Annotated in this window: 25 protein-coding genes and 1 riboswitch; of the genes, 13 read left to right on the top strand and 12 right to left on the bottom strand. The window is 71.3% G+C overall.

From position 1 onward, the window contains the following. Nucleotides 1–41: 41 nt before the first annotated feature. Nucleotides 42–434: a VOC family protein gene (locus ACFYW9_RS31440; RefSeq protein ID WP_351871232.1), complete on the bottom strand. Its 393-nt coding sequence runs from the start codon at nucleotides 432–434 to the stop codon at nucleotides 42–44. A gap of 527 nt (nucleotides 435–961) precedes the next feature. Between ACFYW9_RS31440 and ACFYW9_RS31435 the strand changes: the two genes are divergently transcribed. Then, nucleotides 962–1,705, top strand: a complete 744-nt coding sequence (locus ACFYW9_RS31435; protein ID WP_389157467.1) for a phosphatase PAP2 family protein — start codon at nucleotides 962–964, stop codon at nucleotides 1,703–1,705. Between the two features lie 104 nt (nucleotides 1,706–1,809). Next, on the top strand, nucleotides 1,810–2,256 hold the full coding sequence (locus ACFYW9_RS31430) for a hypothetical protein (protein WP_389157464.1): 447 nt from the start codon (nucleotides 1,810–1,812) through the stop codon (nucleotides 2,254–2,256). Between the two features lie 55 nt (nucleotides 2,257–2,311). Here ACFYW9_RS31430 and ACFYW9_RS31425 read toward each other — a convergent pair whose 3' ends face one another. Next, nucleotides 2,312–2,806 (bottom strand): hypothetical protein, encoded by a 495-nt coding sequence (locus tag ACFYW9_RS31425; protein WP_389157461.1) that lies wholly within the window; start codon nucleotides 2,804–2,806, stop codon nucleotides 2,312–2,314. Between the two features lie 344 nt (nucleotides 2,807–3,150). On the opposite strand from ACFYW9_RS31425, the gene ACFYW9_RS31420 reads away from it, so the two are divergent. Together ACFYW9_RS31420 and ACFYW9_RS31415 are read left to right on the top strand one after the other, a co-directional pair. Further along, a complete protein-coding gene (locus ACFYW9_RS31420; RefSeq protein ID WP_389157458.1) occupies nucleotides 3,151–3,438 on the top strand; it encodes a hypothetical protein in 288 nt (95 codons plus the stop codon). After that, nucleotides 3,435–4,187 carry a hypothetical protein gene (locus ACFYW9_RS31415; RefSeq protein ID WP_389157455.1) on the top strand — a complete coding sequence of 251 codons (753 nt, stop codon included), beginning with the start codon at nucleotides 3,435–3,437 and terminating at the stop codon, nucleotides 4,185–4,187. The genes ACFYW9_RS31420 and ACFYW9_RS31415 overlap by 4 nt, the downstream gene beginning before the upstream one ends. Before the next feature lie 115 nt (nucleotides 4,188–4,302). Here ACFYW9_RS31415 and ACFYW9_RS31410 read toward each other — a convergent pair whose 3' ends face one another. Next, complete coding sequence (locus ACFYW9_RS31410) at nucleotides 4,303–5,670, bottom strand: phospholipase (RefSeq protein WP_389157452.1); 1,368 nt, start codon at nucleotides 5,668–5,670, stop codon at nucleotides 4,303–4,305. A gap of 132 nt (nucleotides 5,671–5,802) precedes the next feature. Continuing rightward, complete coding sequence (locus ACFYW9_RS31405; protein ID WP_389157449.1) at nucleotides 5,803–6,636, bottom strand: alpha/beta fold hydrolase; 834 nt, start codon at nucleotides 6,634–6,636, stop codon at nucleotides 5,803–5,805. Nucleotides 6,637–6,985: 349 nt separating this feature from the next. After that, nucleotides 6,986–7,080, top strand: a riboswitch (TPP riboswitch). Here ACFYW9_RS31405 and ACFYW9_RS31400 point away from each other — a divergent pair. The 3 genes from ACFYW9_RS31400 to gndA all read left to right on the top strand — a co-directional run bounded on the left by ACFYW9_RS31400 (nucleotide 7,072) and on the right by gndA (nucleotide 11,171). After that, entirely contained in the window at nucleotides 7,072–8,472 is a 1,401-nt protein-coding gene (locus tag ACFYW9_RS31400) for a purine-cytosine permease family protein (RefSeq protein WP_389157446.1), read from the top strand. (Overlaps the previous riboswitch by 9 nt.) 66 nt (nucleotides 8,473–8,538) lie before the next feature. After that, a complete protein-coding gene (gene thiD / locus ACFYW9_RS31395) occupies nucleotides 8,539–9,363 on the top strand; it encodes a bifunctional hydroxymethylpyrimidine kinase/phosphomethylpyrimidine kinase (protein WP_389157443.1) in 825 nt (274 codons plus the stop codon). Between the two features lie 365 nt (nucleotides 9,364–9,728). Next, nucleotides 9,729–11,171: an NADP-dependent phosphogluconate dehydrogenase gene (gene gndA / locus ACFYW9_RS31390; protein ID WP_351871204.1), complete on the top strand. Its 1,443-nt coding sequence runs from the start codon at nucleotides 9,729–9,731 to the stop codon at nucleotides 11,169–11,171. Between the two features lie 100 nt (nucleotides 11,172–11,271). On the opposite strand, the gene ACFYW9_RS31385 is transcribed toward gndA, so the two are convergent. Then, nucleotides 11,272–11,706 carry a hypothetical protein gene (locus ACFYW9_RS31385; RefSeq protein WP_389157439.1) on the bottom strand — a complete coding sequence of 145 codons (435 nt, stop codon included), beginning with the start codon at nucleotides 11,704–11,706 and terminating at the stop codon, nucleotides 11,272–11,274. A gap of 338 nt (nucleotides 11,707–12,044) precedes the next feature. Here ACFYW9_RS31385 and ACFYW9_RS31380 point away from each other — a divergent pair, with 338 nt between their 5' ends. The 3 genes from ACFYW9_RS31380 (at nucleotide 12,045) to ACFYW9_RS31370 (ending at nucleotide 14,327) form a co-directional block, all read left to right on the top strand. Then, entirely contained in the window at nucleotides 12,045–12,629 is a 585-nt protein-coding gene (locus tag ACFYW9_RS31380; protein WP_351871198.1) for a hypothetical protein, read from the top strand. Nucleotides 12,630–12,994: 365 nt separating this feature from the next. Next, complete coding sequence (locus ACFYW9_RS31375) at nucleotides 12,995–13,459, top strand: cyclic nucleotide-binding domain-containing protein (protein WP_326789680.1); 465 nt, start codon at nucleotides 12,995–12,997, stop codon at nucleotides 13,457–13,459. 163 nt (nucleotides 13,460–13,622) lie between these two features. Further along, the gene (locus ACFYW9_RS31370; protein WP_389157434.1) at nucleotides 13,623–14,327 is read left to right on the top strand and encodes a response regulator; all 705 of its coding nucleotides are present in this window, start codon (nucleotides 13,623–13,625) and stop codon (nucleotides 14,325–14,327) included. Between the two features lie 61 nt (nucleotides 14,328–14,388). Here ACFYW9_RS31370 and ACFYW9_RS31365 read toward each other — a convergent pair whose 3' ends face one another. Further along, nucleotides 14,389–16,773, bottom strand: coding sequence for a glycoside hydrolase family 65 protein (locus tag ACFYW9_RS31365; RefSeq protein WP_389157431.1), 2,385 nt, complete (start codon nucleotides 16,771–16,773; stop codon nucleotides 14,389–14,391). Nucleotides 16,774–16,908: 135 nt separating this feature from the next. After that, nucleotides 16,909–19,293, bottom strand: a complete 2,385-nt coding sequence (locus ACFYW9_RS31360; protein ID WP_389157428.1) for a phosphoketolase — start codon at nucleotides 19,291–19,293, stop codon at nucleotides 16,909–16,911. Nucleotides 19,294–19,379: 86 nt separating this feature from the next. Between ACFYW9_RS31360 and ppk2 the strand changes: the two genes are divergently transcribed. Next, complete coding sequence (ppk2, locus tag ACFYW9_RS31355) at nucleotides 19,380–20,183, top strand: polyphosphate kinase 2 (RefSeq protein WP_389157425.1); 804 nt, start codon at nucleotides 19,380–19,382, stop codon at nucleotides 20,181–20,183. A 93-nt stretch (nucleotides 20,184–20,276) separates the two neighbouring features. Here the strand turns inward: ppk2 and ACFYW9_RS31350 are convergent, their stop codons facing one another. From ACFYW9_RS31350 to ACFYW9_RS31330, 5 genes are all read right to left on the bottom strand, one after another. Next, complete coding sequence (locus ACFYW9_RS31350; RefSeq protein ID WP_389157422.1) at nucleotides 20,277–21,299, bottom strand: zinc-dependent alcohol dehydrogenase; 1,023 nt, start codon at nucleotides 21,297–21,299, stop codon at nucleotides 20,277–20,279. A gap of 63 nt (nucleotides 21,300–21,362) precedes the next feature. Continuing rightward, complete coding sequence (locus ACFYW9_RS31345; RefSeq protein WP_389157419.1) at nucleotides 21,363–22,268, bottom strand: universal stress protein; 906 nt, start codon at nucleotides 22,266–22,268, stop codon at nucleotides 21,363–21,365. Nucleotides 22,269–22,547: 279 nt separating this feature from the next. Beyond that, the gene (locus ACFYW9_RS31340) at nucleotides 22,548–22,793 is read right to left on the bottom strand and encodes a hypothetical protein (protein ID WP_389157416.1); all 246 of its coding nucleotides are present in this window, start codon (nucleotides 22,791–22,793) and stop codon (nucleotides 22,548–22,550) included. Between the two features lie 66 nt (nucleotides 22,794–22,859). Further along, nucleotides 22,860–23,240 (bottom strand): hypothetical protein, encoded by a 381-nt coding sequence (locus ACFYW9_RS31335; protein ID WP_389157413.1) that lies wholly within the window; start codon nucleotides 23,238–23,240, stop codon nucleotides 22,860–22,862. Nucleotides 23,241–23,328: 88 nt separating this feature from the next. After that, nucleotides 23,329–23,775, bottom strand: coding sequence for a MarR family winged helix-turn-helix transcriptional regulator (locus ACFYW9_RS31330; protein ID WP_389157410.1), 447 nt, complete (start codon nucleotides 23,773–23,775; stop codon nucleotides 23,329–23,331). A gap of 78 nt (nucleotides 23,776–23,853) precedes the next feature. Here ACFYW9_RS31330 and ACFYW9_RS31325 point away from each other — a divergent pair, with 78 nt between their 5' ends. Both ACFYW9_RS31325 and urtA read left to right on the top strand, forming a co-directional pair. Continuing rightward, nucleotides 23,854–24,966: a substrate-binding domain-containing protein gene (locus ACFYW9_RS31325; RefSeq protein ID WP_351871173.1), complete on the top strand. Its 1,113-nt coding sequence runs from the start codon at nucleotides 23,854–23,856 to the stop codon at nucleotides 24,964–24,966. Nucleotides 24,967–25,264: 298 nt separating this feature from the next. Further along, nucleotides 25,265–26,470 (top strand): urea ABC transporter substrate-binding protein, encoded by a 1,206-nt coding sequence (gene urtA / locus ACFYW9_RS31320; protein ID WP_389157407.1) that lies wholly within the window; start codon nucleotides 25,265–25,267, stop codon nucleotides 26,468–26,470. Nucleotides 26,471–26,605 lie beyond the last annotated feature (135 nt).

Genomic DNA, 26,605 nt, shown 5'->3' with positions numbered 1-26,605 from the left:
GAGTACGGGGCCGTACGGGAGGGTGCGGGAGACCGGGCCGGTCAGCCCGCGGGCTGGAGCAGGTCCCAGCGGTTGCCGTACAGGTCCTGGAAGACGACGACCGAGCCGTACGGCTCGTGGCGCGGCTCCTCCAGGAAGGTCACGCCCGCGGCGCGCATCCTGGCGTGGTCGCGGGCGAAGTCGTCGGTGTACAGGAAGAAGCCGACACGTCCGCCGGTCTGGTCGCCGATCCGGCCGCGCTGCGCCTCGTCCTTGGCCCGGGCGAGCAGCAGCCCGGTTCCGCCGCCGTCCGCACCCGGCTCGACCACGACCCAGCGGGAGCCGTCGGGCCTCGGGGTGTCCTCGACGAGGCGGAAACCGAGGGCTTCGGTGTAGTGGCGGACGGCCTCGTCGTAGTCGTCGACGACGAGGGTGACCAGGGCGATGCGTCTCATCGGACCTCTCCAGGGTTATACGTAACACGCAGGGTACGGCATTCCCTCCGCCGGCCACCGGGGCGACTCCCGTCGCCGGTCGCGCGGGAAGGCCAGACAGGTGGACGGGCGGCGACTTCCCCCCGCCGGGCGACACGGCACTGCTTCTCCGCCGGGCGACACGGCACTGCTTCTCCGCCGGGCGCTACCGCGCCGCTCCCCCGCCCGGTCACACGGCGCCGCTTCTCCGACGGGTGACACGGCACCGCCTCTCCGCCGGGTGACGGGACGCCGACACCCGGCGGGTCACAGGACGCCGACCTCCTCGGGCGATGGGACGCTGATCTCCGTGGGGCAACCCGGTGACGGCCCCGGGCACCCGCCGTCTACAGTTGTGTAGACGAGACCGCAACGCAGCTGGGCGCGGGCGAGCAGTCCTGCCCCCGTGCGCGTGTCCCGCGGAAAGAGGCCACAGTCATGTCCGCAGTCATGTCCGCCGCCCCGGGCGCCTCACCCGCGCACGAGGCCGACGCCGTCCAGGCCCGGCCATGAAGCGACAGCGCACCAGCGGCATCGCCGCGTCGACCGCGCTGGGGAGCCTGATGACGTTCGTGCTGCTGGCCCTGGTCGTGACCGGTCACGACGGTGCTCCCCTGTCCGGCGACTCCGAGCTGACCTCCTGGTCGCTCACGCACCGCCCGGACGTGGCGCTCGCCATGGCACGCGGCGTGACCTACACCGGCACCGGAGTCGTCCCGTACTCGCTGGTCGTCCTGTCCGGCCTGCTCCTCGGCCGGACGGCACACCGGCGGGTCCGCGCCGTCGCCGCCTGTGTATGCGCCCTGGCCGCCGCGCAGGCCCTGCGGTTCGCCGTGATGTCACTGATCGCCCGGCCCCGGCCCCCCGTGGCGAACTGGGCCACCCATGCCTCGGGGTGGTCGTTCCCGTCCGGTCACACCACCACCTCCGCCGTCGCGGGCGGGCTGCTCGTCCTCGCGGTGCTCGCCCGCGCCCCGCAGCCCAGGAGAACCCTCGTCCTGCTCATCGGCTGCTGGGCCGTGCTCGTCGGCCTGTCACGCGTCTACCTGGGCGTCCACTGGTTCTCCGACGTCGTGGGCGGCTGGCTGTTCGCCACCTGCTGGCTGAGCCTGCTCGTGTACGTCCTCGCGCGGTTCCTCCCCCACACGTACTCCACGCTGACGGCGCCCCCGGCCCGCGAGGACCCCACGGCGGACGGACACGAGGACGGATCCCGGGAGCAGCGCCGCACCCCTCCTCACTCAGCTCCGTAGCCCTCCTCACTCAGCTCCGTAGCGGAGCAGGTACACCCACTCATGGCGTCCCGAGAAGCACGGACTGTAGGCTGCGCCCGCGCCGAGATCACCTGAGGAAGGCCATGGAAGAGACGCTGCCGACCCGCAACCGTCTGGCGAACAGCGGCCTCGGGGTCGTTCCGGCGGTTGTCGGACTCGTGTACGCCGTACAGGCCGAGCGGGGAGCACCGCGGCTTCTCGCCGTTCTGGCTGTGCTCGGGTTCGCCGCTCTGGCAGTCCGCGGATATCGGCTCGGCGTGACATACGACCACTCGCGGATCACGATTCGCGGCTACTCGCGCACACGGGTCATCGACCGGGACCGCGTCAAGGAAGTCACGGACTTTCCGGCCGTGAGGTGGACGGCTCGCAACGGGCGCGAGCGATGGACCCCTCTGACCGCTTTCATCACGAGCACGGGTGAATTCCCGGCGACCCGGATCCACAAGGAACACGCCCTCAAGAAGCTGAGGCAGTGGGTACGACGAGGAGGCGGCGAACGAGGGCGTGCGAAGACCGCCGTTCGATGAACAAAGCAGGGACCGGGCGGAGTCGAGCAGCTACGCCGCCCCTGCCGCGTCGCCTTCAGTCGGTGAAGCAGCCGAAGTCCTCGTTGTCCCGGTCCTCGTACGCCTTTCGTGATGCTTCCTCGCCGTCGCTGAACACCACGCGCCCGGTGTCGAGTTGGCGGGGCTGAAAGGTGAGGAATCCCGAGACGAGATCGTCCGAGGTCATGTTGGTGCGCAGCGCGTACGTGGATGCGGGGTCCAGCTCGACGGACAGAGGGAGCCGCGTCGTGAAGCCTTGCGGGGAGCTCCCGAGGCGGATTCGATGCAACGGGATCCCGTGGGAAGCCTTGATGTGCCACAGCAGTTGGCCCGGATCATCAGCGGTGCCGTCGTGATCCCACCGGTACAGGCCGACCTCGGTGATGCCGTCGTACTTGACGCCCGGGCACTCGCGCCAGCCGATCACCGGACCGGAACTCCCGCTCTCGACGAACAGCGGATTGAACTCCGCGCCGCAGCCACTCAGCAGGAACGCGAGAGCGATGACACCGGTTGAACGCACCCACTTCATCCCGTGGAGTGTACGAGGCAAGGGGCGCGGCGATACCCCGGTGAATGTCTCGACCCGATACCGACAAGCCGTGGTTTCCCGGTCCGTGCCGCCTGGAGCGGGTGGACAGGGGCACAAGTCCGGTCCGCGCAAACGGTCTTCCGAAGCGCGGCCGTGCTCTCGCTATGATCGGGCCATGACGTCACATGAGGCCGATGCCGCGTAGGGCGCCGGGTGGACTTCGGGGCGGGACGTCCGGTCGGCGGGGTGATGCCGTGGTGAGTACCTTGCTGGTCAGCACGTGTCCCGGGCCGCCGGCGTGCGCCGATGTGCACACTTACCTCTTTGTCGATGGGCTCGACCTGGTGACGCGCAGCGACGGCAACGCACTCGGCCTGCACCCCCGACAGCTCCTCCGCCCGGGCGGACCCCTCTACCCGTCGGACGCGCCTCGCGATGTGAAGGTGGCGGACCATGGCCGAGCCGATGCGGACCCCGCCGGACTCACCATCGCCGTGCGGCTCCGGGGCGAGACGGTCGTCTGGTCCGATCTGATGTTCCCGGACCGCGAACACGGGGTCGTCGAGGAGGCCCGCTTCCATCTGGCGCAGTACCTCGGTGAGATCGAACGTGTCCACGGAGTCTGGCGATGAAGGTCCCGCGGGACAAGGAGGCCTCCCTGGACGCCATCGATGCCATCGATGCCGTCGACTGGTCGGCCATACCCAATCCGACGGGAGACCGGTGGGACGATCCGGAGGGCGTCGCTCACGCGCTCCGGATGCTGACGGTGTCCACCACGGCGAACGAGACGGGGGACGCGGCGGCAGGCCTCGCCGGTCGCGGCTTCGTCTGTGGCCACGCCGCCATGGTGTTCCCGGCCGCCTACGCGGCCACCCCGATCCTGCTGGACCTCGTCGCGAACGGTCGGCGTCCACGCATCAAGGACGCGGCGGTCGGGCTGCTGTCCGACGCGCTGGGCTTCTTCCCACCCGCCGACCACAACCGCGTGGATACCGATCACGGCGCCGACATCCCCCTCTGCTGTGCCATAGCGCAGCACATCCGCGACCGCCGTGACCTCCTTCTCGTCCACGGGCGCGGCGGCAAGCGGCTCGTGAGCGAGGCAGAGCGGCACTGGCGACTGACCATCGAGGAGGCGGAGTGCCTGCCCGACGGCGGTCAGACCGCCCTCGCCTTCCTCGACGGCACGCCCTTCGCCACGCCGACCGAGGCTGAAGTGCACACACCCGCAGCGGTGTTGTCCGCTTCGACCGTGTGGATCGACGCCTTGGCCGCGGACGCTTCGGGCGCCGCCGCCGTCCACTTCAGGGCAGCACCCTCCGAGTTCCTTCCGGGCTGCACTCTTCGCCCAGCCGAATGCGGTCTCCGCGAACACTGAACGAGGCGTGACATGTTCGCCGACGGGTGCGCCGGCGTCATTCGACGCCCGGCGGGCCTCGCCTGGGCCCCTCCCCCCTCGGGGGACCTCGGCGAGGCTCGCGGGTCGCGTCCGGCTACGGATACACGTACGTGTTCAGCGTGTTCACCGCGGAGCCGGGATCGCCCAGGTCGTAGCGGTCGACCGCGAGGTAGTTGGGCTTCTTTCGGGCGGCGGGCTCGCAGAAGCGGCGGGCCCGGTCGGCGAGTTTGGTGTTGTCCGTCCCGGCGGTCCCGGAGATCGCGGCGTCACGGAAGTGGTTCATGACGAAGAGCGGGCGGAAGCCGTTCTCGGTACGGGTGAGCGGTACGTTCGTGCCCGCGTCGTACCAGCGGCTGTAGCAGGACCAGTCCGAGGAGCCGAGGCCCGAGCCCATGGACCAGTAGTTCTCGACGGTCCACTCGCGCTGGTACATGACGCCGAAGCTGTCCCGGGTCAGTCCGGCGGACTCGTCCGATGAACGGCTGTGGTCGGTGAAGACGAGCAGGCGGTGTCCCGCCGCGGTGAGATCCGCGAGCTTCGGCCAGCCGTTCTCGCGCACGCCGGTCCGGTCGGGACGGTAGAGGACGTCGGACAGACCGTTCACCCGGGCGAGTTCGGCGCGCAGGACGCCCGGGTCGACGTAGTCCTCCAGGAACACGGTGACGAACTGGTCGGGGTGCTGCTTGAGGAAGTCGACCATGCGCTGGAGGTCGACCCAGAGCGCGACGGGCCTGCTGACGAGGGTGCAACTGTTGTGGCAGAGGATGGCTCCGTCGGGGGTTTGATGCAGGTCCAGCATGAACCCCCTTACTCCGTCGGCGAGTTGCTGATTGATGCCTCGCTTCTGATTGGGTACGAGGTTGACGAAGGGCGGGGCGAATCCGCCGTCCACGCCGTTCGCGTAGGCGTTGTGCGCGGTGAGGAACGTGACCTGGTCCAGGGTGCGTTGGTCCTGCGGCGGCATCGGCAGGGTCGCGGACGCGGCCGGGGTGAGGTACCAGGAGGCGAGAGCGCCCGGTGAGCCGATCGCCAGCTGGGCCGGGTAGTTGGAGCCCGAGGACTTGTCGGTGACGGTCAAGTAGCTGTTCGTTCCCGGGGCTTTGAGCGCGTACTGGTCGGTGCCGCTCGGCGTCACCTCCCAGGTGGCATCCGCACTCGTACACGCGACGGTTCGGGCCTGGCTGCCCGAGCGGCCCAGACAACTGCCCGCGCTGTCGGTGCTTTCGAGTACGGAGGCGGAACCGCTCCGGCGCAGGGTCCACTGCTGGCGGTCCTCGTTTCCCTTGGGGTTGTGCTGGACGACCGCGCCCGCGCTGTCGGACGCGTTCAGTCCCGTGATGGCGCTCTGGACGAAGTAGGTGCCCGCGACGGGGACTTCGGCGGCGCCGGCGGGCGCGGGGACGGCGAAAACGGAGCCCAGTACAGCGGTGGCGGCGAGCAGGGAGCGTCGGCTCGGTCTCATGGCACGTGATCCCTTCCTGTGGGGAGCATGAGCATGCCATGCAGCGACACAGGGGCGGGCGGCGGCGGTACGGATCGCGTCAGTTGGGCGTGGCCCCGGGCCGATGGCTTTCCGCACACCCGCCGGGTGAGGTCAGCGGCCGCCGGCTCGCGTGCCGGGGTGCTCGATCCGCGTGACGAACGCGGCGATGTCGGCGACCACGCGTTCGGGCTGTTCCCACTGGAGGCAGTGGCCGGTCTCCGGGTAGGCGAGGAATTCCGCGCCGTGCACCGCGTCCAGGATGGTCTGCTGGTCCTCTCGGGGCAGGAACTCGTCCTGTTCACCCCAGATGACGAGTGTGGGCACCAGGATGCCGGCGAGGGTCGCGCGGAGATCGGCGTCGAGGAGACCGCGGGCCGTGTCCTTCCAGACGTAGGCGGGGAGCTTGAGGTTCTCCTCCACCATGGTCTCGACGAACCCCCGGGCGATCGGGCGGGTCATCGTGTCGGCCAGGAAGTCCTCGACGAACGCGCGGGGCACGGGATCGGCCAGATCCTCCATGGCGCGGGCCATGGAGGCCACCGCCGGTTTGTCAGCGAGGGTGCCGGGGACACCGAGCAGGACCAGGCCCGCGATCCGGTCGGGATGGCTGCCGGCGACGATCCGGGCCGGTACGCCGCCGCTGGACGCCCCGACCAGGACGGCCCGGGGGATGTCGACCACGTTGAGGAAGTCCACCAGGTCGGCGGCGAAATCGTCCGGGGTGTAGCCCTCCGGGGGCCGACCGGCATCGCCGTGCCCGCGCTGCGTGGGCGCGTATCCGTGCAGGGACGCGGGAAGGCGCCTCAGGAGGGGTTCGAAGGACCACCAGGAGTCGGCCAGACCGTGCACGAAGACGACCGGCGTGCCACTGGGGTAGCCCGCTTCGGCGTACGGGAGAGCGAGACCTTCCCGCACCTGCGCGGACTTCAGGGAGATCACGGTCACGGCACCCTGCCTCCTTCCGCCCGGCCACCGGGTCCGGGAACCCGGGAGCGGAGAGCGAGCGGCGATCACCTCCGACAGTACCGAGGCGCGGCACGCGCCGCGCTGCGAACGGGCCCGCTCGCGCCGTTCGAATGAACCGGAGCGCGCGCGGGCGGACACCGGTCCGGGCGAGTGAGCCCACGCAGCGACGCTTCCGAAGGGGACCTGGGGTCACGGGCCCCGGAGGACTCCCGGACGGTCCGGCCGGGTCCGGCGGTGGCGCCGCCCGCCCGTACACGGGAGCTGAGCACGGGTTCTGCCCGGGGGACCCACTCCCGCTCGGTCCTCGGGAGCGGTTAGTGTGTCCGTCGTACCGGACACGGGGTGCCCCGTCCGAGGGCTGAGATCACACCCGTCGAACCTGAACCAGTTCATACTGGCGGAGGGATGTCTTCCATGCCATTGGCGCATGTTCCCGGCGGGCTGCCCGCCGACAGCCGGCCCGCCGTCTTCGACGGACGGATGCCCGCCGCACCCGGCGACCTGCGGGTGGAGGGGCGCGGCATCGAGCCGGTCCCCGAGAGCAACCGGTACGGCGGTGCCGGGCGCCTGTTCACCGTGTGGTTCGCCCCGAACCTGACGATGACGGGTGTGTTCACCGGCACGATCGGGATCGCGCTCGGCCTGGACTTCACCACCGCACTGGCCGCCGTCGTCCTCGGGACCGTGCTCGGCGCCCTGCCCACCGCCTACCTCAGCACCTGGGGCGGACTCACCGGCACCGGCCAACTCCCGCTCGCACGGCTCGCGTTCGGCCGGGCGGTGGTACTGCCCGGGATGCTCCAGTGGCTGTCCTCCATCGCCTGGGACGCGTTGATCGGCCTGTTCGGCGGGGACGCGCTGGCGCGGCTGTGCGGCTGGCCGTTCTGGCTCGGCGTCCTGGTCATGATGGCCGCTCAGGGGGCCCTCGGCGTCCTCGGCTACGAGGCCGTCCACCGCCTGCAGATCGTCATGACGTTCGTGCTCGCCGTGGCCTTCGCGGTGATCGCCTGGCGGATGCTCGACGGGGTCCACCCCGCGACGACCGGATCCGCGACGGGCGCCGACCGCGCCGGCGCGTTCGTCCTCACCAGCACCATCGCGCTGAGCCTCTCGCTGTCCTGGGCACCGTACGCCGGTGACTTCAGCCGCTATCTGCCGCGTTCGACGTCCCGCCCTCGGATGTTCTGGTGCACCCTGCTCGGGCTCGTCGCGTCCTTCGTCGCCGTGCAGGTCCTCGGGCTGTGGGGCGCGTCGGTGCTGACCGACCAGACGGCGGCGGGCGTGGACACGCTGCTGGGCGGCGGTGCCGCGGGAGCGTTCGGGCTGCTGGCCGTGGCGCTCGCGGCGGTGTGCAGCAACGCGATGAACGACTACAGCGGTTCGCTGGCCCTGCAGACCCTGGGTGTGCGGATGCCGCGCCCGTTGGCGGCCGCCCTGGCCGCCGCGCTCGGCTTCCCGCTGGTGCTGTGGATGCACGCCGCCGACACCACGGCCCGCTTCCAGAACGTGCTGTTGTTCGTGGGCTGTTGGATCCCCGGGTTCGTCGCGATCGTCGTCGTCGACTGGATCGCCCGGGGGCGGGAGCGTGGGGACGCCCCGGTCGACGTCGCCGCCGAGATGTCCCGTCCGCGCCCTGGATGGCCGTCGCTGGTGGCCTTCGTCGCCGCTTTCGGCGCGGCCGTGCCGTTCATGGACACGAGCCTGTACGTCGGTCCGGTGGCCGACGCGCTGCACGGCGCCGATCTCTCGTACTACGTGGCGTTCCTGGTCGCCCTCGCCCTCTACGCCCCGCTGCGGCTGCGCCGCCGCGTCTGAGGGCTGCCCGTCGCTCCGCCGGTCCAGGGCTTCGGGCCCGCGGCCGTACCCCGAGAGGAACACCCCATGACCACCCCGCCCCGCGTCCTGACGATCGCCGGCTCCGATTCCGGCGGAGGCGCGGGAATCCAGGCCGACTTGAAGACCATGCTCGCGCTGGGCGCCCACGGGATGAGCGTGCTCACCGCTGTGACCGCGCAGAACTCCGTGGGTGTGCAGGGGGCTTGGGAACTGCCCGAGGAGGCGGTACGCGCCCAGTACCGCAGTGTGGTCGACGACATCGGGGTCCAGGCCGTGAAGACGGGGATGCTCTCCTCGCCCGGCCTCGTCACCACGGTCGCCGAGTTGCTGTCCGACGTGGGCGTCCCGGTCGTCGTGGACCCGGTGAGCGTCTCCAAGCACGGGGACCGGCTGCTGGCCGACGACGCGCTGGACGCCGTACGGACCCGGTTGCTGCCGCGGGCGACCGTGGCCACCCCGAATCTCGACGAGGTCGCCCAGCTCACCGGGTTGAAGGTGGACGACGAGTCGGGCATGCGCCGGGCCGCCGGGCTGCTGCTCGCGTTCGGTCCCCGTTGGGTGCTCGTGAAGGGGGGACATCTGCCGGGCCAGGCCGTCGACCTGCTCACCGACGGAACCTCCGAGCACTGGCTGCGCGCGCCCCGCCACGACAACCGGCACACGCACGGCACGGGGTGCACGCTCGCCTCGGCCGTCGCGGTGGGCCTGGCCGAGGGCCTCGAAGTGCCGGAGGCGGTACGGCGGGCCAAGGCGTACGTGACGGCCGCGATCGAGGCCGGTTTCGCGCTCGGTGCCGGTATCGGACCGGTGGACCACGGGTGGCGGCTGCGCCGCGACGACCGCCCCCGCCCGACGCCCGGGCACGACTGACCCCGCCCGGCGTCCGCCCGCCGTTCCGGCACCACGGGATCCCGCCCGGGCCGCCGCCCGCGATCCCGGCACGGCTGCCCGGTTCCCCGGCCGCCGGCCCTCGTTCGGGCACGACCCGCCCCTCCGTCGGCCACCGCCCGCCCGGGGCCCTGACCCCGGCCGGCCAACGGCTCCGCACCTCGGCGCGAGGTTCCCGGACGTCCGGGTCCGTCCGGCGCCCGGAGGCCCGTTCCACGGTCCGGCACACCTCCTGCCTCGGACGGTGAACACCTCGGCCCCTCCCGGCGTACTGATCGGCACAGCGACAGTCGTCTGCTCGCCCGTCAGGTACGCGGACAGGCAGATCCGGATCCAAGGAGCACACCATGAAGGCGACCGCGCAGATCGGCGTCACAGGGCTCGCGGTGATGGGCCGCAACCTGGCCCGCAACTTCGCCCGGAACGGCTACACCGTCGCCGTCCACAACCGCACCCCCGCGCGCACCAAGGCACTGGTCGAGGAGTTCGGGCACGAGGGCTCCTTCGTCGCGGCCGAGTCGGCCGAGGACTTCGTGGCGGCGCTGGAACGCCCCCGGCGCCTCATGATCATGGTGCAGGCGGGTGCCGCCACCGACGCCGTCATCGAGGAGTTCGCCCCGCTGCTCGAAGACGGCGACATGATCATCGACGGGGGCAACGCCCACTTCAGCGACACCCGTCGTCGTGAGCAGTCGCTGCGCGAACGCGGCATCCACTTCGTCGGCGCGGGCGTGTCCGGCGGCGAGGAGGGCGCCCTCAACGGGCCGAGCATCATGCCGGGCGGCTCCCCCGAGTCGTACGCCTCGCTGGGCCCGATGTTCGAGTCGATCAGTGCCAAGGTGGACGGCGAGCCGTGTGCCACGCACATCGGCACCGACGGCGCCGGACACTTCGTCAAGATGGTGCACAACGGCATCGAGTACGCCGACATGCAGCTCATCGGCGAGGCCTACGACCTGCTCCGGCGCGTCGGCGGCTACACGCCGCAGCAGATCGCGGAGATCTTCCGGCGCTGGAACAAGGGCCGCCTCGACTCGTACCTCATCGAGATCACCGCCGAGGTCCTCGCGCACACGGACGCCGCCACCGGCGAACCGTTCGTCGACGTCGTGGTGGACGCCGCGGGGCAGAAGGGCACCGGCCGCTGGACCGTGCAGACCGCCCTGGACCTCGGCTCCCCGGTCACCGCCATCGCGCAGGCGACCTTCGCCCGCGCCGCCTCCAGCCAGGACGGCCTGCGCTCCGCCTACCGCGGCCTGCCCGGCGGCACCCACTGGGACCTGTCGGGAACCGAGGCCGAGCGCTTCACCAGCCAGGTGGAACACGCCCTGTACGCCTCGAAGCTGATCGCCTACGACCAGGGCTGGAAGATGATCCTGGACGCGGCGGCCGAGTACGGCTGGGACATCGACCTCGGTGAGGTGGCGAAGATCTGGCGCGGCGGCTGCATCATCCGCGCGGCGTTCCTCGACCGTATCCGCGCCGCGTACGCCGTCGATCCGGGCCTGGTCAGCCTGCTGTCGGACGCGGGGTTCGCCACCGAGATCAAGGACGCCCAGGTCCCGTGGCGCGAGGTCGTCTCCATCGCCACCCGCAGAGGCGTCCCGGTGCCCGCGTTCTCCGCGGCGCTGTCCTACTACGACACGCTGCGCGCCGACCGGCTGCCGGCCGCACTGACCCAGGGGCAGCGCGACTTCTTCGGTGCCCACACCTACCGGCGCACCGATCGCCAGGGCAGCTTCCACACGCTGTGGGGCGAGGCGTCCCGCAGCGAGACCGAGGTCCTGTGACCCTGTCGGTCGCCCCCGTCGGTCGATGAATGAGCGAGGGGCGGGCCGCACTTCCGTGGTGACGGAGGTACGGCCCGCCCCTCGCTGACGGCCGGACGTCTCAACCGGCGTTCGTGAAGGGCTCCTCGATCCCCGTCACTAGGCGCGTCATCACCGCGGACGGCAGCGAGGGGTTGCCGGCCGCCGCTTCCGCCACCTGCCGGTCGGGGTCGGAGAGCAGTTCCACGATCACCCGCGGCGGGAGTGCCGGGTGAGCGGCGGCCACGGGTCTGGCCCGGTCGTCCGCGAGGCAGAAGAGCAGGACCGGGGCGGTCGCGTTCGGGTCGACGTCGGCGGCGGTCAGTCTGCCTTCGCGGGCGAGTCGTACGCCGCTCCGCTCGTCGCGCGCGAGGAGGGCGACCGCCTGCGCGTGGCTGAGGTCCTCCCGGCTCGCGAGGTCGATGGCGAGGTCGGCGTCCGCGACCGCGATCAGCCGGTCGACCAGTTCGGACGGCAGGGCCGGGTTGGCGGCGAGACCGCTCAGGACATGGTTCACAGGGGGCATCCTGCCTCGGTCCGTGGAGAATCGGCCCGGGATTTTTCCGGCGCGGAGGTCACCGGGCGGAAGGTCCCCGGTGCCGGCCCACGCGGTGCGCACGCCTCGCCCGGTGCCCCGCCGTTCATCGGCGCCCGAGGTGGAAATTTCCTTGTCAACGGCTCCTTCAGTACACGGGCCGATCTCGCGATACCCGCCCTGACCGGGGCAGATGCTCCGCGCAGGGGCCGCCCGGCCCCCGCCGCGGGACCGGCCGCGGGACCGGCCGGCCTCTGCCACCGCTCGCGCGCGCCGCGATCCCCTTGCACTGTTGGGGTGTAACGAGGAGGTGCGGTGCCATGCGCGGAGCACAGGGTGCGAGGCAGTGGTGCTGGCGCTGGCGGAGGAATCCGCTGCGTCGCCGTGACGACGTCTTCGAGGCGTGGATCGTGCTGATCGTCTGGACGGTGATGGTGCTCGGCGGCACCCTCGCCGGCCTGGTGACCGCCCACGCCGCCGACGAGTCCTTCACGCGGCTGCGCCACGACCGGCACGCCGTCCCGGCCACACTGGTCAGCGGCACGGAAAGGGCGGTACCCGCCGGAGAGGGCTCGTCCTTCGACCATGTCCGGGCGACGGTCCGCTGGACGACGCCGGACGGGTCACCACACATCGGCAGCGCCCTGGTGGAATCCGGGCACAAGGCCGGATCACACGTGGTGATCTGGATGGATCCGCGGGGCCGGCCCACCACGGCACCGCCGACCACGAGCGCCGCGGCCACCGAGTCCACCCTGCTGGGCGTCGCCGCCGCCGTGGCCCTGGGCGGCCTGGTCTTCGGCGTGGGCGGCCTCGTCCGGTGGCGGCTCGACCAGCGGCGCTATCGCCGGTGGGAGCGCGAGTGGGAGCGGCTCGGACCGCAGTGGGGGCACAAGACGCCCTGACCCAGGCGCGTCCGTCCCCCACGGTCGGGGCCACTGGTCCCCGCCAGGAGTCAACCGGCCTAATCCGTGGGGGACTTCCGCGGTACTGGACTTCTGTAGTGCGGGACTTCCGCGGTGCGGGACTTCACGCCTCCCGGACGGGGTTGCCGTCCGGGAGCCGTTCGGCGGCGACGGGGTCCGGGACGGTCAAGGCGTGGACGGCGCGCGCACGGCACCGCGGAGCCGACGGTCTCCTTCCGCGGAGGCCTTCGGCCCGGGCCGGTGCCATGCGGCCCGTGAAGGGGGGCCGGACGGCCCATGGCGGCGGGCGGACCACGGGCGGAGATTGGAGGGGGAAGGGTCGGGCGCCAGGAAGAGGCAGGATCATGAACACTTCCACCACATCCACCATGCTGCGGGCACTGCCCGCCCACCAGCAGGAACGGCTGCTGCGCATGGCCCGCGAGGTGTCGTTCCCCGAGGGCACCCGGCTGTTCGAGGAAGGCCGTCACGCGGACCGGTTCTGGATCATCCGGACCGGGACGGTGTCCCTCGACATGCGGGTCCCGGGCCGCCGGGCGGCCGTCATCGAGATCCTCGGTCACAACGAACTCGTCGGCTGGTCCTGGCTGTTCGCCCCGCACACCTGGCATCTGGGCGCCGAGGCGACGAGCCCGGTGCGCGCCTACGAGTTCGACGCCGAGGACGTCCGGGCACTGTGCCGCGAAGACCCCGAGCTGGGAATGGCCGTGGCCCAGTGGGCGGGCGAGATCGTCGGCCACCGGCTCCAGTCGGCCCGGACCCGGCTGCTCGACCTGTACGCCCCTTACGGCAGCGGCAGCGCGCGCTGACCACCGGCGTCGCGCGGATCGGTGGGCCTGCCGTCGGCCTCGGCGGGGAAACCCGTGCAGACTCGAATGGGGCCGGTCGGCCCTAGTGCATCGGGCCCGGAAGCGTGACGATCGACTTGAGCGGGCTCACGGTCTGCTGTCCATTACTGAACAAGGGGTCGTCATGGCCGAGGCGCGTACGTTCTCCGAGCGGAACCCGATCAGGGTCTTCCTGCTGGACGACCACGAGGTGGTGCGCCGCGGTCTCACGGACCTGCTGGACGCCGAGCCCGACATCTCGGTGGTCGGCGACGCGGGCAACGTGGAGCACGCCCTGGTGCGCGGCCCCGCGCTGCGCCCCGACGTGGCCGTTCTCGACGTACGCCTGCCGGACGGCGACGGCATCAGCGTCTGCCGGGAACTGCGCAGCCAGATGCCCGAGCTGTCCTGCCTGATGCTGACGTCCTTCGACGACGAGGAAGCGCTGCTCGACGCGATCATGGCCGGGGCGGCGGGCTACGTACTGAAGCAGATCAAGGGTTCCGACCTGGTCTCGGCGGTCCGTACCGTCGCGTCCGGCCAGTCGATGCTGGACCCCACGACGACCGCCCGGCTGATGCGCAAGCTGCGCACGGACCCGGCCGAGGAACCGCCCCTCTCGCCCGAGCTCGCCGGTCTCTCGCCGCGCGAGCGGGACATCCTCGCGCTGATCGGGGACGGACTCACGAACCGCGAGATCGGCAAGGAGCTCTACCTCTCCGAGAAGACGGTGAAGAACCACATCTCCCGTCTGCTGGCCAAGCTCGGCGTCCAGCGCCGCGTCCAGGCCGCGGTCCTGGCCAACCAGCTCGAACACCCGGAAGCGGCCGGCCACCACTCCACGCGCTGAGTCCCGCTCGGGCCGGCCCCCGGTCACTGTCCCCGATCCTTCGTCCCGCTCCCGGTCCCGGTCATCGTCGCCGTTCCGGCAGCGTGAGCGCGCAGGACTCACCCGGCGCCACCGTGACCGTGCGGTCCGCCAAGGTGATGTCGATCGGCGGCTCGTCCGACGCCGGCACGCTGACCATCAGCCTCCCCGCGCTCAGGTGCAGGTGCACACCACGATGCCCCCGGTAGCGGATCGCGAGACCGTACTCGGACAGCTCCGGCAGCGGGACCGGGTCGAACCGCAGCGCTCCGCCGCGGGTCTCGAGACCGGTCAGCCCGCGCTGGACGAGATCGAGGGTGCCCGCCATCGCGCCCAGGTGGATGCCCTCCCCCGTGGTGCCGCCCTGGAGGTCGGCGATGTCGCCCCGCAGAGCCTCGTGGATGTACGTCCAGGCCTCGGCGCGCCGGGCCCGGCCCAGCACCCAGCCGTGCACGAGACTGCTCAGCGTCGAACCGTGGCTCGTGCGGCTCAGGTAGTGGTCGACGGTGCGCCGCCAGAGGGTGTCGTCGACCTCGTGTCCGAGCCTGCGGAACAGGGCGCCGAGTTCGGCCGGCGCGAAGAGATAGCCCAGCATCAGCACGTCCGCCTGCTTCGAGGCCTGGTAGCGGTTGACGCTGTCGCCCTCGGCCTCCAGGATCCGGTCGAGCCGCCGGATGTCGCCGTACCGGTCCCGGTAGCCCTCCCAGTCGAGCTCCGCGAGGTCGCCGTACCCCTCGAACTGGCTGATGACACCGGCGTGGAAGGGCACGTGCAGTCCGCTCGACACGTCGTGCCAGAGGTCGAGTTCGGCGGAGTCGAGGCCGGTCCGCTCCACGAGGTCCCGGCGCAGCAGTTCGGGCAGCTCGCCCAGCACGTCGAGGGTGCGGATGAGCACCCAGGCGGCCGTCACGTTGGTGTACGCGTTGTCGTCGAGCCCGGGCCGGATGGCGTCCGGGTAGGCGTCGTGGTACTCGTCGGGGCCGACGACACCGCGGATCCGGTAGCGGCCGAGGGTGCCGTCGTACTCGGCGAAGCCGGCCCAGAAGCGGGCGATCTGCACGAGCATCTCGATGCCCTTGGTGTGCAGGAACTCGGTGTCGCCGCTCGCCTCGCAGTACTGCCACACGTTGTACGCGATCGCCGATCCGACGTGGTGCTGGAGGTGCGAGTGGTCGGCAAGCCAGCGGCCGGAACGCGGGTTCAGGTGCAGTTGCTGGGTCTCCTCCCGCCCGTCGCTGCCGCTCTGCCACGGGTACATCGCGCCGGTGCGGCCGGCGTCCTGGGCCGACCGGCGTGCCTGCTCCAGACGGCGGTGACGATAGGTGAGCAGGGCGCGGGAGACCTCGGGGAAATGGAGGTTCAGGTACGGCAGCACGAACAGTTCGTCCCAGAAGACGTGCCCCCGGTAGGCCTCGCCGTGCAGCCCGCGCGCCGGGACTCCGACGTCGAGCTCCGCGGTGTGCGGGGAGAGCGTCTGGAGCACGTGGAACAGGTGCAGACGCAGGATCGGTCCCACGCTGCCCGCCACGTCCAGTTCGGCGTTGCGCCACAGTGCCTGCCACGCGGTGCGGTGGGTGTCCAGCAGCCCCTCGAAGTCCGCGGCCCGCCCGACCCGGTCGACGGCCGCGTCCAGCGGGTCCTTGATCGCCGTGTCGTGGGAGGTGTGCAGGGCCACGGTCTTGTCCACGGTCACCGTCCGGCCGTCGGTCAGCGCGATCCTGAGCGACTGGGCGGCGCGTCCCGGGGTGTGCGCGTCCGTGGTCTCGGCGGGGGCGTCCGTGACGGTACGGGCGGCCAGTCCGATGCCGATCTCCGAGGCGGAGGTGCGGCAGCGCAGCCAGATTGTGTCCGGTTTCCCGGTACCGGTCCTGACGTCCGCCAGGTGGCGGGAGGCGAGGGAGCGATAGCGCTCGACTCCGCTGTTGGTGACCGTTCCGTCGAGTGCCGACTCGATCTCGACGGGGCCGGACCAGCCCTCGGCCGTCACCTGCGTGCGCAGCAGGGCGAGGTGGGGATCGGCCATGTGGACCAGTCGCAGCTGCCGCACGGCGAGACGCCGGCCCTCCTCGTCCTCGTAGCGCACGGTGCGTTCCAGGGTGCCCGCGACCAGGTCCAGGCGCATCCGGTGGTCGAGCAGCCGGTGGGAGTCGGGGGTGAGCCAGGTCCCGGTGGCGGTCCGCACGCGCAGGGGCAGCCAGTTGGGGAGGTTGACCATGTCCTCGTTCTCGACCTGGTGCCCGGCCACCTGCGAGGTCAGACGGTTGTAGCAGCCCGCCGCGTACGTGCCCGGGTAGTGGACGGAGTCGGCGGAGCACTCCGGGGCCGCGCCCCGGGTCGCGAAGTACCCGTTGCCGAGGGTGCACAGCGATTCGCGCAGGCGTTCCTGCGCCGGGTGGTAGCCCTCGTAGTCCCAGGTGAGGTCGTCCATGCCTTCATCCTCCGGTACGGGCGGCCCGCCGGCCTCGCGGCACACGCGGGGCGACGGCGGGCCTGTCCCGTGGGCGTCGGCCGTGGACGCGTACGGTCCCGGGTGACGCCCTGCCGCGGCGGCGGGCCCGGTCTCTCAGCCGGTCCAGGTCCAGTCCGCGACCTCGGGAAGGTCGGTGCCGTGCTCGCGGATCCAGATGTCGTGGCGGGAGTGGGCGTCGGCCATCTTCTGGCGCAGGGCGGCGGCGCGCACGCCGAGGCCGGGGACGCGGTCGATGACGTCCATGACCAGCCGGTAGCGGTCCATGTCGTTGCGGACGACCATGTCGAAGGGGGTCGTGGTGGTGCCCATCTCCTTGTAGCCGCGCACATGGAGGTTCCCGTGGCCGGTGCGGCGGTAGGCGAGGCGGTGGATGAGCCAGGGGTAGCCGTGGTAGGCGAAGATCACCGGCTTGTCGGTGGTGAACAGTCCGTCGTACTCGAAGTCGCTCATCCCGTGCGGGTGTTCCTCGCTCGGCAGCAGCCGGGTCATGTCGACGACGTTGACGACCCTGACGGCGAGATCGGGCAGATGGCGGCGCAGCAGGTCGGAGGCGGCCAGGATCTCCTGGGTGGGGACGTCGCCCGCGCAGGCGAGGACGACGTCGGGGTCCCGGGTGCCGTCGGCGGTTCCCGCCCAGTCCCAGATGCCGGCGCCGCGGGCGCAGTGGGCGCGGGCCTCGTCCATGGAGAGCCAGTCGAAGCAGGGCTGCTTGCCGGCGACGACGACGTTCACGTAGTCGCGGCTGCGCAGTACGTGATCCGCCACGGACAGCAGGGTGTTGGCGTCCGGCGGGAGGTAGACGCGCACGACCTCGGGGCTCTTGCTGAGGACGTGGTCGACGAAGCCGGGGTCCTGGTGCGAGAAGCCGTTGTGGTCCTGGCGCCAGACATGTGAGGTGAGCAGGTAGTTGAGGGAGGCGATCGGGGCGCGCCAGGGCAGTTCGCGTGAGGTCCTCAGCCATTTGATGTGCTGGTTGACCATGGAGTCGACGATGTGCACGAAGGCCTCGTAGCAGGAGAACAGTCCGTGCCGGCCGGTGAGGGTGTAGCCCTCCAGCCAGCCCTGGCAGAGGTGTTCGGAGAGGATCTCCATGACGCGGCCGTGCCGGTCCAGGTGTTCGTCCACGGGCAGGATCTGTGCCTGCCAGGCCTTGCCGCTGGCGCCGAAGACGGCGTCCAGGCGGTTGGAGGCCGTCTCGTCGGGGCCGACCAGCCGGAAGTCGCGGCGCTCCGAGGTCTTGTTCATGACGTGTTCGAGGAGGCCGCCGAGGACCCGGGTCGGCTCGTGCACGGTGGCTCCGGGCTTGTCCACGGGGACGGCGAAGCGCTCCAGGGGCGGGAGCGGGAGATCGCGCAGGAGGAGGCCGCCGTTGGCGTGCGGGGTGGCGCCCAGGCGCCGGGAGCCCTCGGGCACGCAGGCCAGTACGTCGGCGACCGGCCGTCCCTGGGCGTCGAAGAGTTCCTCGGGGCGGTAGGAGCGCAGCCAGGTCTCCAACTGCCGCAGGTGTTCCGGGTTTTCACGGACCCCGGCGAGAGGCACCTGATGGGCGCGCCAGGTTCCTTCGACGGGCTCGCCGTCGACCTCGGCGGGGCCGGTCCAGCCTTTGGGGGTGCGCAGTACGACCATGGGCCAGCGGGCCCGCTCGGCGACGCCTTCCTCGCGGGCCGTGAGCTGGAGGAGCGCGATCCGGTCCAGGGCCCGGTCGAAGGCGGCGGCCATGGCGCGGTGCACCTGGGCGGGGTCGTCGCCGGTGACATGGATCGGTTCGTGGCCGTATCCGCGCAGGAGCTCGTCGAGTTCGGCCTCCGGGAGCCGGGAGAGCACGGTCGGGTTGGCGATCTTGTAGCCGTTGAGGTGCAGGACGGGCAGGACGGCGCCGTCGTGGACCGGGTCGAGGAACTTGTTGGAGTGCCAGGACGCGGCGAGCGGTCCCGTCTCCGCCTCGCCGTCACCGATGACGCAGGCGACGAGCAGCCCGGGGTTGTCGAAGGCGGCTCCGTAGGCGTGGGCGAGGGAGTAGCCGAGTTCGCCTCCCTCGTGGATGGAGCCGGGCGTCTCGGGGGCGACGTGGCTGGGCACTCCGCCGGGGAAGGAGAACTGCCGGAACAGCCTCTCCATGCCCTCGCGGTCCCGGGGCACGGAGGGGTACGTCTGGCTGTACGTGCCCTCCAGCCAGGAGTTCGCCAGCACGGCCGGGCCGCCGTGCCCGGGGCCCCATACGCACAGCGCGTCCAGGCCGCGTGCCTTCACGACGCGGTTGAGGTGGGTGTGGACCAGGTTGAGGCCGGGCGAGGTGCCCCAGTGGCCGAGCAGGCGGGGCTTGATGTGCGCGGGAGTCAGGCGCTCGGTGAGCAGCGGGTTGGACATCAGATAGATCTGGCCCACGGCAAGGTAGTTGGCGGCCCTCCAGTGGGCGTCCAGAGTGCGCAGTTCGTCGTCGGTCAGTACGGTGCTGTCCTGGTGTTCTGCCTTGGGCATGGTGACTCCGTAGGTCATCGGGGTGTGTCGACGAGGCGGGTCATCGTGGCGCTTCACAGGAGGCGTCATCGGGCGGAGGAGGCGGCATGGCCGAGGAGAAGACGGCGAGGGTGCCGCGCGAGGCGTACGAGCGGGAGCTGCTCCGTCTGCAGACGGAGCTGGTGAAGCTCCAGGAGTGGGTGCGGACCGAGGGCGCCCGTGTGGTGGTGGTCTTCGAGGGCCGGGACGCGGCGGGCAAGGGCGGCACGATCAAGCGGGTGGCGGAGCATCTGAACCCGCGTGTCGCGCGGATCGCCGCGCTGCCGACGCCCACCGAGCGGGAGCGCACCCAGTGGTACTTCCAGCGGTACGTGGAGCATCTGCCGGCCGCCGGGGAGATCGTGCTGTTCGACCGGAGCTGGTACAACCGCGCCGGGGTCGAGCACGTCATGGGCTTCTGCACGAAGGAGGAACACCAGCTCTTCCTCCGGCAGTGCCCGATCTTCGAGCGGATGCTGGTGGAGGCCGGTGTGCTGCTGCGCAAGTACTGGTTCTCGGTGAGTGACGCGGAGCAGCAGAAGCGGTTCCGGCGCCGGCTGCAGGACCCCACGCGGCGCTGGAAGCTGTCGCCCATGGATCTGGAGTCGATCACCCGCTGGGAGGCCTACTCCCGGGCGAAGGACGAGATGCTGGTGCACACGGACATCACCGAGGCGCCGTGGTTCGTGGTCGAGAGCGACGACAAGCGCCGCGCCAGGCTGAACATGATCGCCCATCTGCTGTCCACCGTCCCGTATCGCGAGGTGCCGCCACCGGTTCTGGAGCTGCCCGACCGGCCGCCGTCGACGGGTTACGTCCGCCCGCCGCGCGATCTGCAGACCTTCGTCCCCGACCACGCGGCGAGCCTCTAGGGCGCCGGGCGGCCTCGTCCGTGGCCCGGTCCACGGCGCGCGTTCCGGGCCCGGCCCCGTCGGCACCCACGACGAGGGGAAGATCCACGACGGTCAGCTCCCTTCGCCGAAGTCGAAGACGATCCGGGCCTGGATCCGGCCGTGCAGCACCTCGTCGATGGACTCGTTGACGGAGGCGAGGGGCCGGGACTCGCGGATGACCCTGGTCCGGCCCGCGGCGTGCAGTTCGAAGACCTCGGCCAGGTCCTGCCGGGTGCCGACGATGGAGCCGATCACGGAGGTGCCGTTGAGCACGGTCTCGAAGATCGGGACCGGGATCGTGCCGTGCGCCGGCATCGCGACCATGACGAGTTTCCCGCCGCGCCGCAGTCCCCTGTACACCGCGGAGAAGGCGTCCTCGTTCACCGCGAGCGCCAGCGCGGCGTGCGCGCCGCCGTGGCGCCCGAGGACCTCGCCGGGGTCCTCCTTACGGGCGTCGATCACGATGTCGGCGCCGAGTTCCGAGGCCAGTTCGAGTTTCTCGTCGGTGACGTCGATCGCCGCCACGGTCGCACCGGCGATCTTCGCGTACTGCAGGGCCAGGTGGCCGAGTCCGCCCACGCCGGAGACGGCGACGAGCCGGCTGGGCCTGACGTCGGCGACTTTCAGGGCCTTGTACGTGGTCACACCGGCGCAGGTGAGCGGCGCCGCGTCGAGCGGGGAGATCCCCTCGGGCACCGGCTGGGCGAAGTCGGCCCAGGCGAGCATCTTCTCGGCGTAGCCGCCGTCGCACCCGTAGCCGGTGTTGATCTGCTGCTCGCACAGCGTCTCCCAGCCGGAGAGACAGTGTTCGCAGCGTCCGCAGGCCTTGCCGAGCCAGGGCACGGCGACCCGCTGTCCCACGGTGAGGTGGGTGACGCCGTCGCCCAGCGCCTCGACGAGGCCGACGCCCTCGTGTCCGGGGACGAACGGCGGGCTCGGCTTGACCGGCCAGTCGCCGTTGGCGGCGTGGATGTCGGTGTGGCAGAGCCCGGAGGCCTCCACCCGGACGCGGACCTGGCCGGGGCCGGGCTCGGGGTCCGGCCGCTCCTCGATCACCAGCGGCTCACCGAACGCTCGTACGACTGCTGCTTTCATGGGATGCCTCTCCTTGCGGGATCGGGCCGCGACCGGTGCGCGGCCGAGACCGGCCCGTGGTGATCAGGGGTGCGCGACGACGGCGACGGGGGCGGTGGAGTGGTGCAGCACGGCGTGCGTGACGGGCCCGACGTGGGCACCGAGCGCGTCGTGGCGGACCCGGCGGCCCACCACGACGAGCGAGGCCTCCCGGGAGGCGTCGACGAGGTGGTTGGCCGGTTTCCCGGACAGGGAGTCCTCGATGATCTCCACGGCCGGGAACTTCTCGCGCCAGGGCCGCAGCGCGTCCGTCATGGCGGCGGCGTCCTCGGCGGCCAGCCGGGCGTTCATCTTGATGTCGGGGGGCAGCCCGTACGCGATGTAGGGCGGCTCGTTCCAGGAGTGCACGACCCGCAGCGCCGTGGCGCGCAGCAGGGCCGCCTCGAAGGCGAAGCCGATCAGCGCGTCGTCCGGGGAGCCGGTGTCCAGCCCGAGCACCACGGGGCGGAAGGGCGCGAGGGCGGACGGGATGCCCGTCGGATCCGTCAGGTGCTCGTCCGCCGCCTGTTCACCGGCGCGTACGAACACGACGGGGCGCCCGGCGTGTGCCGCGAGGGCCAGGCCGACCGAGCCGACCATGAAACCGCCGACGCCGCTGAGCCCACGGGTGCCGAGGACCAGGAGTTCGGCGTCGTCCGCGGCCTTGAGCAGTACCTCGGCGGGCCGGCCGGTGAGCTGCTCCGAGGTGACGTCGACTCCCGGGTGGCGCTCCCGTAGCCCTTCGGCGGCTTCGCGCGGAATCCGCTCGCTCCAGTGCTGGTGGGTCTCGGCGCCGAGCAGTGGTGCCTGGGCCATGGGGTCCGGGGCGGCTTCCCATACGTTGACCAGCCTGACCGGCAGGGCGCGCAGCCGCGCCTCGCGGGTGGCCCATTCGGCGGCGGTGAGGCTCTCGGGTGATCCGTCGAGGCCTACGGTGACAGTGCGGGGCATGGTGTCCACCTCCTGAATCGGGGCCCGGTCGGGGTCCGATTCCAGGGTCGTGTCGAAACGGTCGGGCGGGGCAGGGGCCGCTGGTCCCCGGTGGGGGCCGTTCGGCCCAAGCCGGGCCACCGGGCCGCACGGGAGGGCGGAACCCTTCCGGGGTCCCGTCTCCCGCCCGGGGCCGGCACGGCCGGCGACCGGTGCGCCTGACCGACGGCTCGGCCGCCCCCCGACACGGGGCGTGTCGCCCGCGGAGACGGCGCGAGGACGAGGCGAGGACGAGGAGGATCAGGAAAGCCGTGTGGACGAGGTGGTGGTCGGCGAACGGATCGACCGCCGTGCTCTCCGTGAGCCGTCGGCCGGGTACTGGGCGGGCACCCACTCGGCGACCCGCATCAGCCCCACCATCACCGTGCCCGCAACCGCGCGGATCCGCAGCACGAATCCGCCGATCAGGGCGAGCCCCCTGCCGAGCGGCCCGGCCGTGAAGGGCTGGCGGACCCAGGTGTCACCGGCCCGGGGCGGCGGGTCCACCCCATCGATCCGGCGGGGACACCGGCGAGAACGCGTCTCCGCCGTGATCGACCGGACAGGTCCTAATTAATCCGTGCCGGTTCCGGCCTCGCGCAGCATCCGGGCCACCAGCAGGGCGCCTCCGGTCGCCGCCCCCACCGCTCCCGCCGCTCCCACGGCCAGGAGACCGCCGGAGGAACGCCAGGACAGTACCGACCACCGCGACTGCGCGGAGAACAACGATCCTGTACTCAGCCACGAACCGGTCGAGATCAGTGACAGGGCGGACCCGATCGAGCCGGCCGACAGGGCGCTGCCGATCGAGCCGACGGACAGGGCCGAACCGACGGACCCCACGGACAGCACCGATCCCACGGAGCCGATCGACAGCACGGAATCCTGTGACCACAACGACAGCACCGAACCATTGGACGTACGAGGGACCGACCGTACGGACAGCTTTGTCATGAGGCCATCTTGCCCCGGACCGCTCCGCTTCGGGCGGTTGTCGACGGATGACGCGGGTCTCGGGTGAGGGACCTTCCGGCATCCGGCTTCAGAGCGAGGACCGCTCGTCCGCCGCCCCGAGCACGTCGGCCAGCTGCCCCAGCAGCGAGCGCAGCAGTTCGTCGTCCCCGTCGTCCAGCACCGGCCAGCGCGCGCGGACCTCGCGGTCCAGGCGCCGCCAGTACGTCCGGCCGCGCGGGGTGAGGTGGGCGAGGATGCGGCGCCGGTCGTGCGGGTCGACGCGGCGGTAGAGGAGGTTCTGGTCCACGAGGTGGTCGACGAGTCTGGTGAGCGTGGCCGGCGGGAGGAAGACCGCCTCGGCGATCGCGGTCATGGGGTGGCCCGCGCCGTCGGAGAGCAGTGCGAGGACCCGCCAGGCGTCGAGGGAGCAGCCGTCCTCGTCCAGCACGGACCGGAGCCGCCGTGCTGCCAGGCGCTCCGCCCGCGTCAGCAGCTGCATCAGATCCTGGGGCTGACGCGGCGATGGGGTCGGCATCCTGCTCCTCGCTCCCGGGGGGTGTACATGCTACGAGACGGATTGGAGTTCACCGCGTCGACCCGGAATCATGACGCCATGTTCCGGCCCGACGCGCCCGTGCCCGACTGGTTCACGGCAGACGACTCCGTGTTCGGCGTGGCCCTCGTCCTTCCCCTGCAGGGATCGGCGGGCATCTTCGGGCCCACCTGCGAACTGTGCGCGCAGCTGGCGGCGGAGGAGGTCAACCGCGCGGGCGGGGTGCTCGGCAAGGAGCTGCGACTGCTGCCCGTGGACGGGGGTGGCACACCACGCGAAGTCGCGGACCACGTCGAGGCGTTGGTGGACCTGGGGGCCGTGCAGGGGGTCACGGGCTGGCACATCTCCTCCGTGCGCCAGGCCCTCGCCCCGAGAATCGCGCATCGGGTTCCCTACGTCTACACCGCCCTGTACGAGGGCGGTGAGCACACCGCCGGGGTGTTCCTCACCAGCGAGACACCGCGTGACCAACTACGCCCGGCCATGGGCCTGCTGGCGCACGAGCGCGGGCTGCGCCGCTGGTTCGTGGTGGGCAACGACTACGTGTGGCCGCGCCGTACGGCCCGAGCCGCTCACGTGTACGCGCGCGAGTGCGGCGGCAGCATCCAGGGAGAGGTGTATCTGCCGCTGGGCACCCATGACTTCGGTGCGGTACTGCGCCGGATCGAGCGCACGGAGGCGGACGGCGTCATCATGCTGCTGGTCGGCAGTGACGCGGTGCGCTTCAACCGGGCGTTCGCCGCGGCCGGCCTCGACACCCGGTGCCTCCGGCTGAGCACCCTGATGGACGAGAACATGCTGATGGCCAGCGGTTCTTCGGCCACGGTGGATCTCTACAGCACGGCCGGGTTCTTCGCTTCCCTCGCCGGCCAGGACAGCCTGGACTTCCACGGACTGTACGCAGGGCGATTCGGGATCGAGGCGCCGGCCCTCGGCAGTTTCGGCGAATCCTGTTACGAGGGCGTGCTGTTGCTCGCCGCGCTCATCGGCCGGGCCGGAACCCTCGATGTGTCCGCGATCGGGGCGGCGGCCGAGACCGTGTCCTACGAGGGGCCACGGGGGCTGCTCCATCTGCGCGGCGGTCATGTGCGCCAGCGCATCTACCTGGCACGGGCCGAGGGGCTGGACTTCGACGTGGTCGCCGAGCTCGACCTTCGCGAACCCGGCCCTTGACACCGGCTCGTCGGCGCCAAGATACTTCCCGCGGGAAGTAATCAGAATGCCTCGGGCGTGTCATGAATTCGGATGCCGAATTCCGCCCCGGGCATTTTTTGTTGCCCCGTCGAGCGCCCCCGAACGCATCATGAGAGCGGGAAGATACGGCCGGGAAAGTACCGCGAAACACCTTGGAAACAGGGCGACTTGAGGCTGTGGACCGCACTTCAGGAGGTTGTCTCCTCCACAGCCCGAGGGGGTTCTATTGTCCAGCGGTTCCCGAATTCTCCGACGCCGGATCGCAGCCGGTGCCGCCGTGCTCGCGACCGTCGTCACGCTCTCCGCGTGCGGCGCCAAGACCGACGCGGGCGGTACGTCCGACAAGGCCGCGAAAGCGGACGTGAGCGGCGACACCGTCAAGGTGGGCCTGCTCAACTCGCTGTCGGGCACGATGGCGATCAGCGAGGTGACCGTACGCGACTCCCTGAAACTGGCCATCGGCGAGATCAACGCCTCGGGCGGAGTGCTCGGCAAGCGGATCGAGCCGATCAGCGAGGACGGCGCCTCCGACTGGCCGACGTTCGCCGAGAAGGCGAGCAAGCTGATCAGGGAGGACCGGGTCGCGGCCACCTTCGGCTGCTGGACCTCCGCGAGCCGCAAGGCCGTCAAGCCTGTCTTCGAGAAGAACAAGTCGCTGCTCTTCTATCCCGTGCAGTACGAGGGACTAGAGCAGTCCCCCTACATCTTCTACACCGGCGCCACCACCAACCAGCAGATCGTCCCCGGCCTCGACTATCTCAAGTCCCAGGGCAGGAAGCGGATCTACCTGGTCGGCAGCGACTACGTCTTCCCGCGCACCGCCAACAAGGAGATCAAGGCGTACGCGAAGGCCAACGGCATGACGGTCCTCGGCGAGGACTACGCGCCGCTCGGCTCCACCGAGTTCAGCACGATCGCCAACAAGGTGAAGGCCTCGAAGGCGGACGCGGTCTTCAACACCCTCAACGGCGACTCGAACGTGGCCTTCTTCAAGGAGTACAAGTCCGCCGGACTCACCGCCAAGAGCATGCCGGTGGTCTCGGTGTCGATCGCCGAGGAGGAGGTCAAGTCGATCGGGGCGCAGTACCTGGCGGGCCAGCTGACGGCCTGGAACTACTACCAGACCACCCCGGGGGCCGCGAACACCGCGTTCGTGAAGGCCTACAAGGCCAAGTACGGCCAGGACAAGCCGACCAGTGACCCGATGGAGGCCGCGTACACCTCGGTCTACCTGTGGAAGGCGATGGTCGAGAAGGCGAAGTCCTTCGACCCCGAGAAGGTCAGGGCCGCGTCCGACGGCATCACCTTCGACGCGCCGGAGGGCAAGGTCACCGTGGACGGCGCGACCCAGCACATCTACAAGACCGCCCGCATCGGCAGGATCGGCTCCGACGGGCTGATCAAGCAGGTCTGGGACTCCGGCAAGCCGATCAAGCCGGACCCCTACCTGAAGGGTTACGACTGGGCCTCCGGCCTCTCCTGACCACCCGTCGCGGGGGGGGGGGGGGGGGGGGGGGGGGGGGGGGGGGGGGGGGGCGCCGCCGGGGGCGCCCCGGGGGGGGGGGGGGGGGGGGCGCGGGGGCGCGGGGGGGGGGGGGGGGGGGCGGGCGGCCAGCGG

The organism is Streptomyces sp. NPDC002698 (assembly GCF_042888945.1).
Taxonomy (GTDB): domain Bacteria; phylum Actinomycetota; class Actinomycetes; order Streptomycetales; family Streptomycetaceae; genus Streptomyces.
This window is presented reverse-complemented; position numbering and strand designations above follow the sequence as displayed.

Excerpts from the sequence above, each read along its gene's own strand:
- ppk2 (WP_389157425.1), top strand. The coding sequence starts at position 19,380 with ATGGCCGAGGAGAAGACGGCGAGGGTGCCGCGCGAGGCGTACGAGCGG.
- ACFYW9_RS31365 (WP_389157431.1), bottom strand. The coding sequence starts at position 16,773 with ATGGACGACCTCACCTGGGACTACGAGGGCTACCACCCGGCGCAGGAA.
- ACFYW9_RS31370 (WP_389157434.1), top strand. The coding sequence starts at position 13,623 with ATGGCCGAGGCGCGTACGTTCTCCGAGCGGAACCCGATCAGGGTCTTC.
- ACFYW9_RS31360 (WP_389157428.1), bottom strand. The coding sequence starts at position 19,293 with ATGCCCAAGGCAGAACACCAGGACAGCACCGTACTGACCGACGACGAA.
- thiD (WP_389157443.1), top strand. The coding sequence starts at position 8,539 with ATGACCACCCCGCCCCGCGTCCTGACGATCGCCGGCTCCGATTCCGGC.
- ACFYW9_RS31380 (WP_351871198.1), top strand. The coding sequence starts at position 12,045 with ATGCGCGGAGCACAGGGTGCGAGGCAGTGGTGCTGGCGCTGGCGGAGG.
- ACFYW9_RS31410 (WP_389157452.1), bottom strand. The coding sequence starts at position 5,670 with ATGAGACCGAGCCGACGCTCCCTGCTCGCCGCCACCGCTGTACTGGGC.
- ACFYW9_RS31350 (WP_389157422.1), bottom strand. The coding sequence starts at position 21,299 with ATGAAAGCAGCAGTCGTACGAGCGTTCGGTGAGCCGCTGGTGATCGAG.
- gndA (WP_351871204.1), top strand. The coding sequence starts at position 9,729 with ATGAAGGCGACCGCGCAGATCGGCGTCACAGGGCTCGCGGTGATGGGC.
- ACFYW9_RS31440 (WP_351871232.1), bottom strand. The coding sequence starts at position 434 with ATGAGACGCATCGCCCTGGTCACCCTCGTCGTCGACGACTACGACGAG.
- ACFYW9_RS31400 (WP_389157446.1), top strand. The coding sequence starts at position 7,072 with ATGCCATTGGCGCATGTTCCCGGCGGGCTGCCCGCCGACAGCCGGCCC.
- ACFYW9_RS31435 (WP_389157467.1), top strand. The coding sequence starts at position 962 with ATGAAGCGACAGCGCACCAGCGGCATCGCCGCGTCGACCGCGCTGGGG.
- ACFYW9_RS31330 (WP_389157410.1), bottom strand. The coding sequence starts at position 23,775 with ATGCCGACCCCATCGCCGCGTCAGCCCCAGGATCTGATGCAGCTGCTG.
- ACFYW9_RS31430 (WP_389157464.1), top strand. The coding sequence starts at position 1,810 with ATGGAAGAGACGCTGCCGACCCGCAACCGTCTGGCGAACAGCGGCCTC.
- ACFYW9_RS31375 (WP_326789680.1), top strand. The coding sequence starts at position 12,995 with ATGAACACTTCCACCACATCCACCATGCTGCGGGCACTGCCCGCCCAC.
- ACFYW9_RS31415 (WP_389157455.1), top strand. The coding sequence starts at position 3,435 with ATGAAGGTCCCGCGGGACAAGGAGGCCTCCCTGGACGCCATCGATGCC.
- ACFYW9_RS31345 (WP_389157419.1), bottom strand. The coding sequence starts at position 22,268 with ATGCCCCGCACTGTCACCGTAGGCCTCGACGGATCACCCGAGAGCCTC.
- ACFYW9_RS31335 (WP_389157413.1), bottom strand. The coding sequence starts at position 23,240 with ATGACAAAGCTGTCCGTACGGTCGGTCCCTCGTACGTCCAATGGTTCG.
- ACFYW9_RS31325 (WP_351871173.1), top strand. The coding sequence starts at position 23,854 with ATGTTCCGGCCCGACGCGCCCGTGCCCGACTGGTTCACGGCAGACGAC.
- ACFYW9_RS31425 (WP_389157461.1), bottom strand. The coding sequence starts at position 2,806 with ATGAAGTGGGTGCGTTCAACCGGTGTCATCGCTCTCGCGTTCCTGCTG.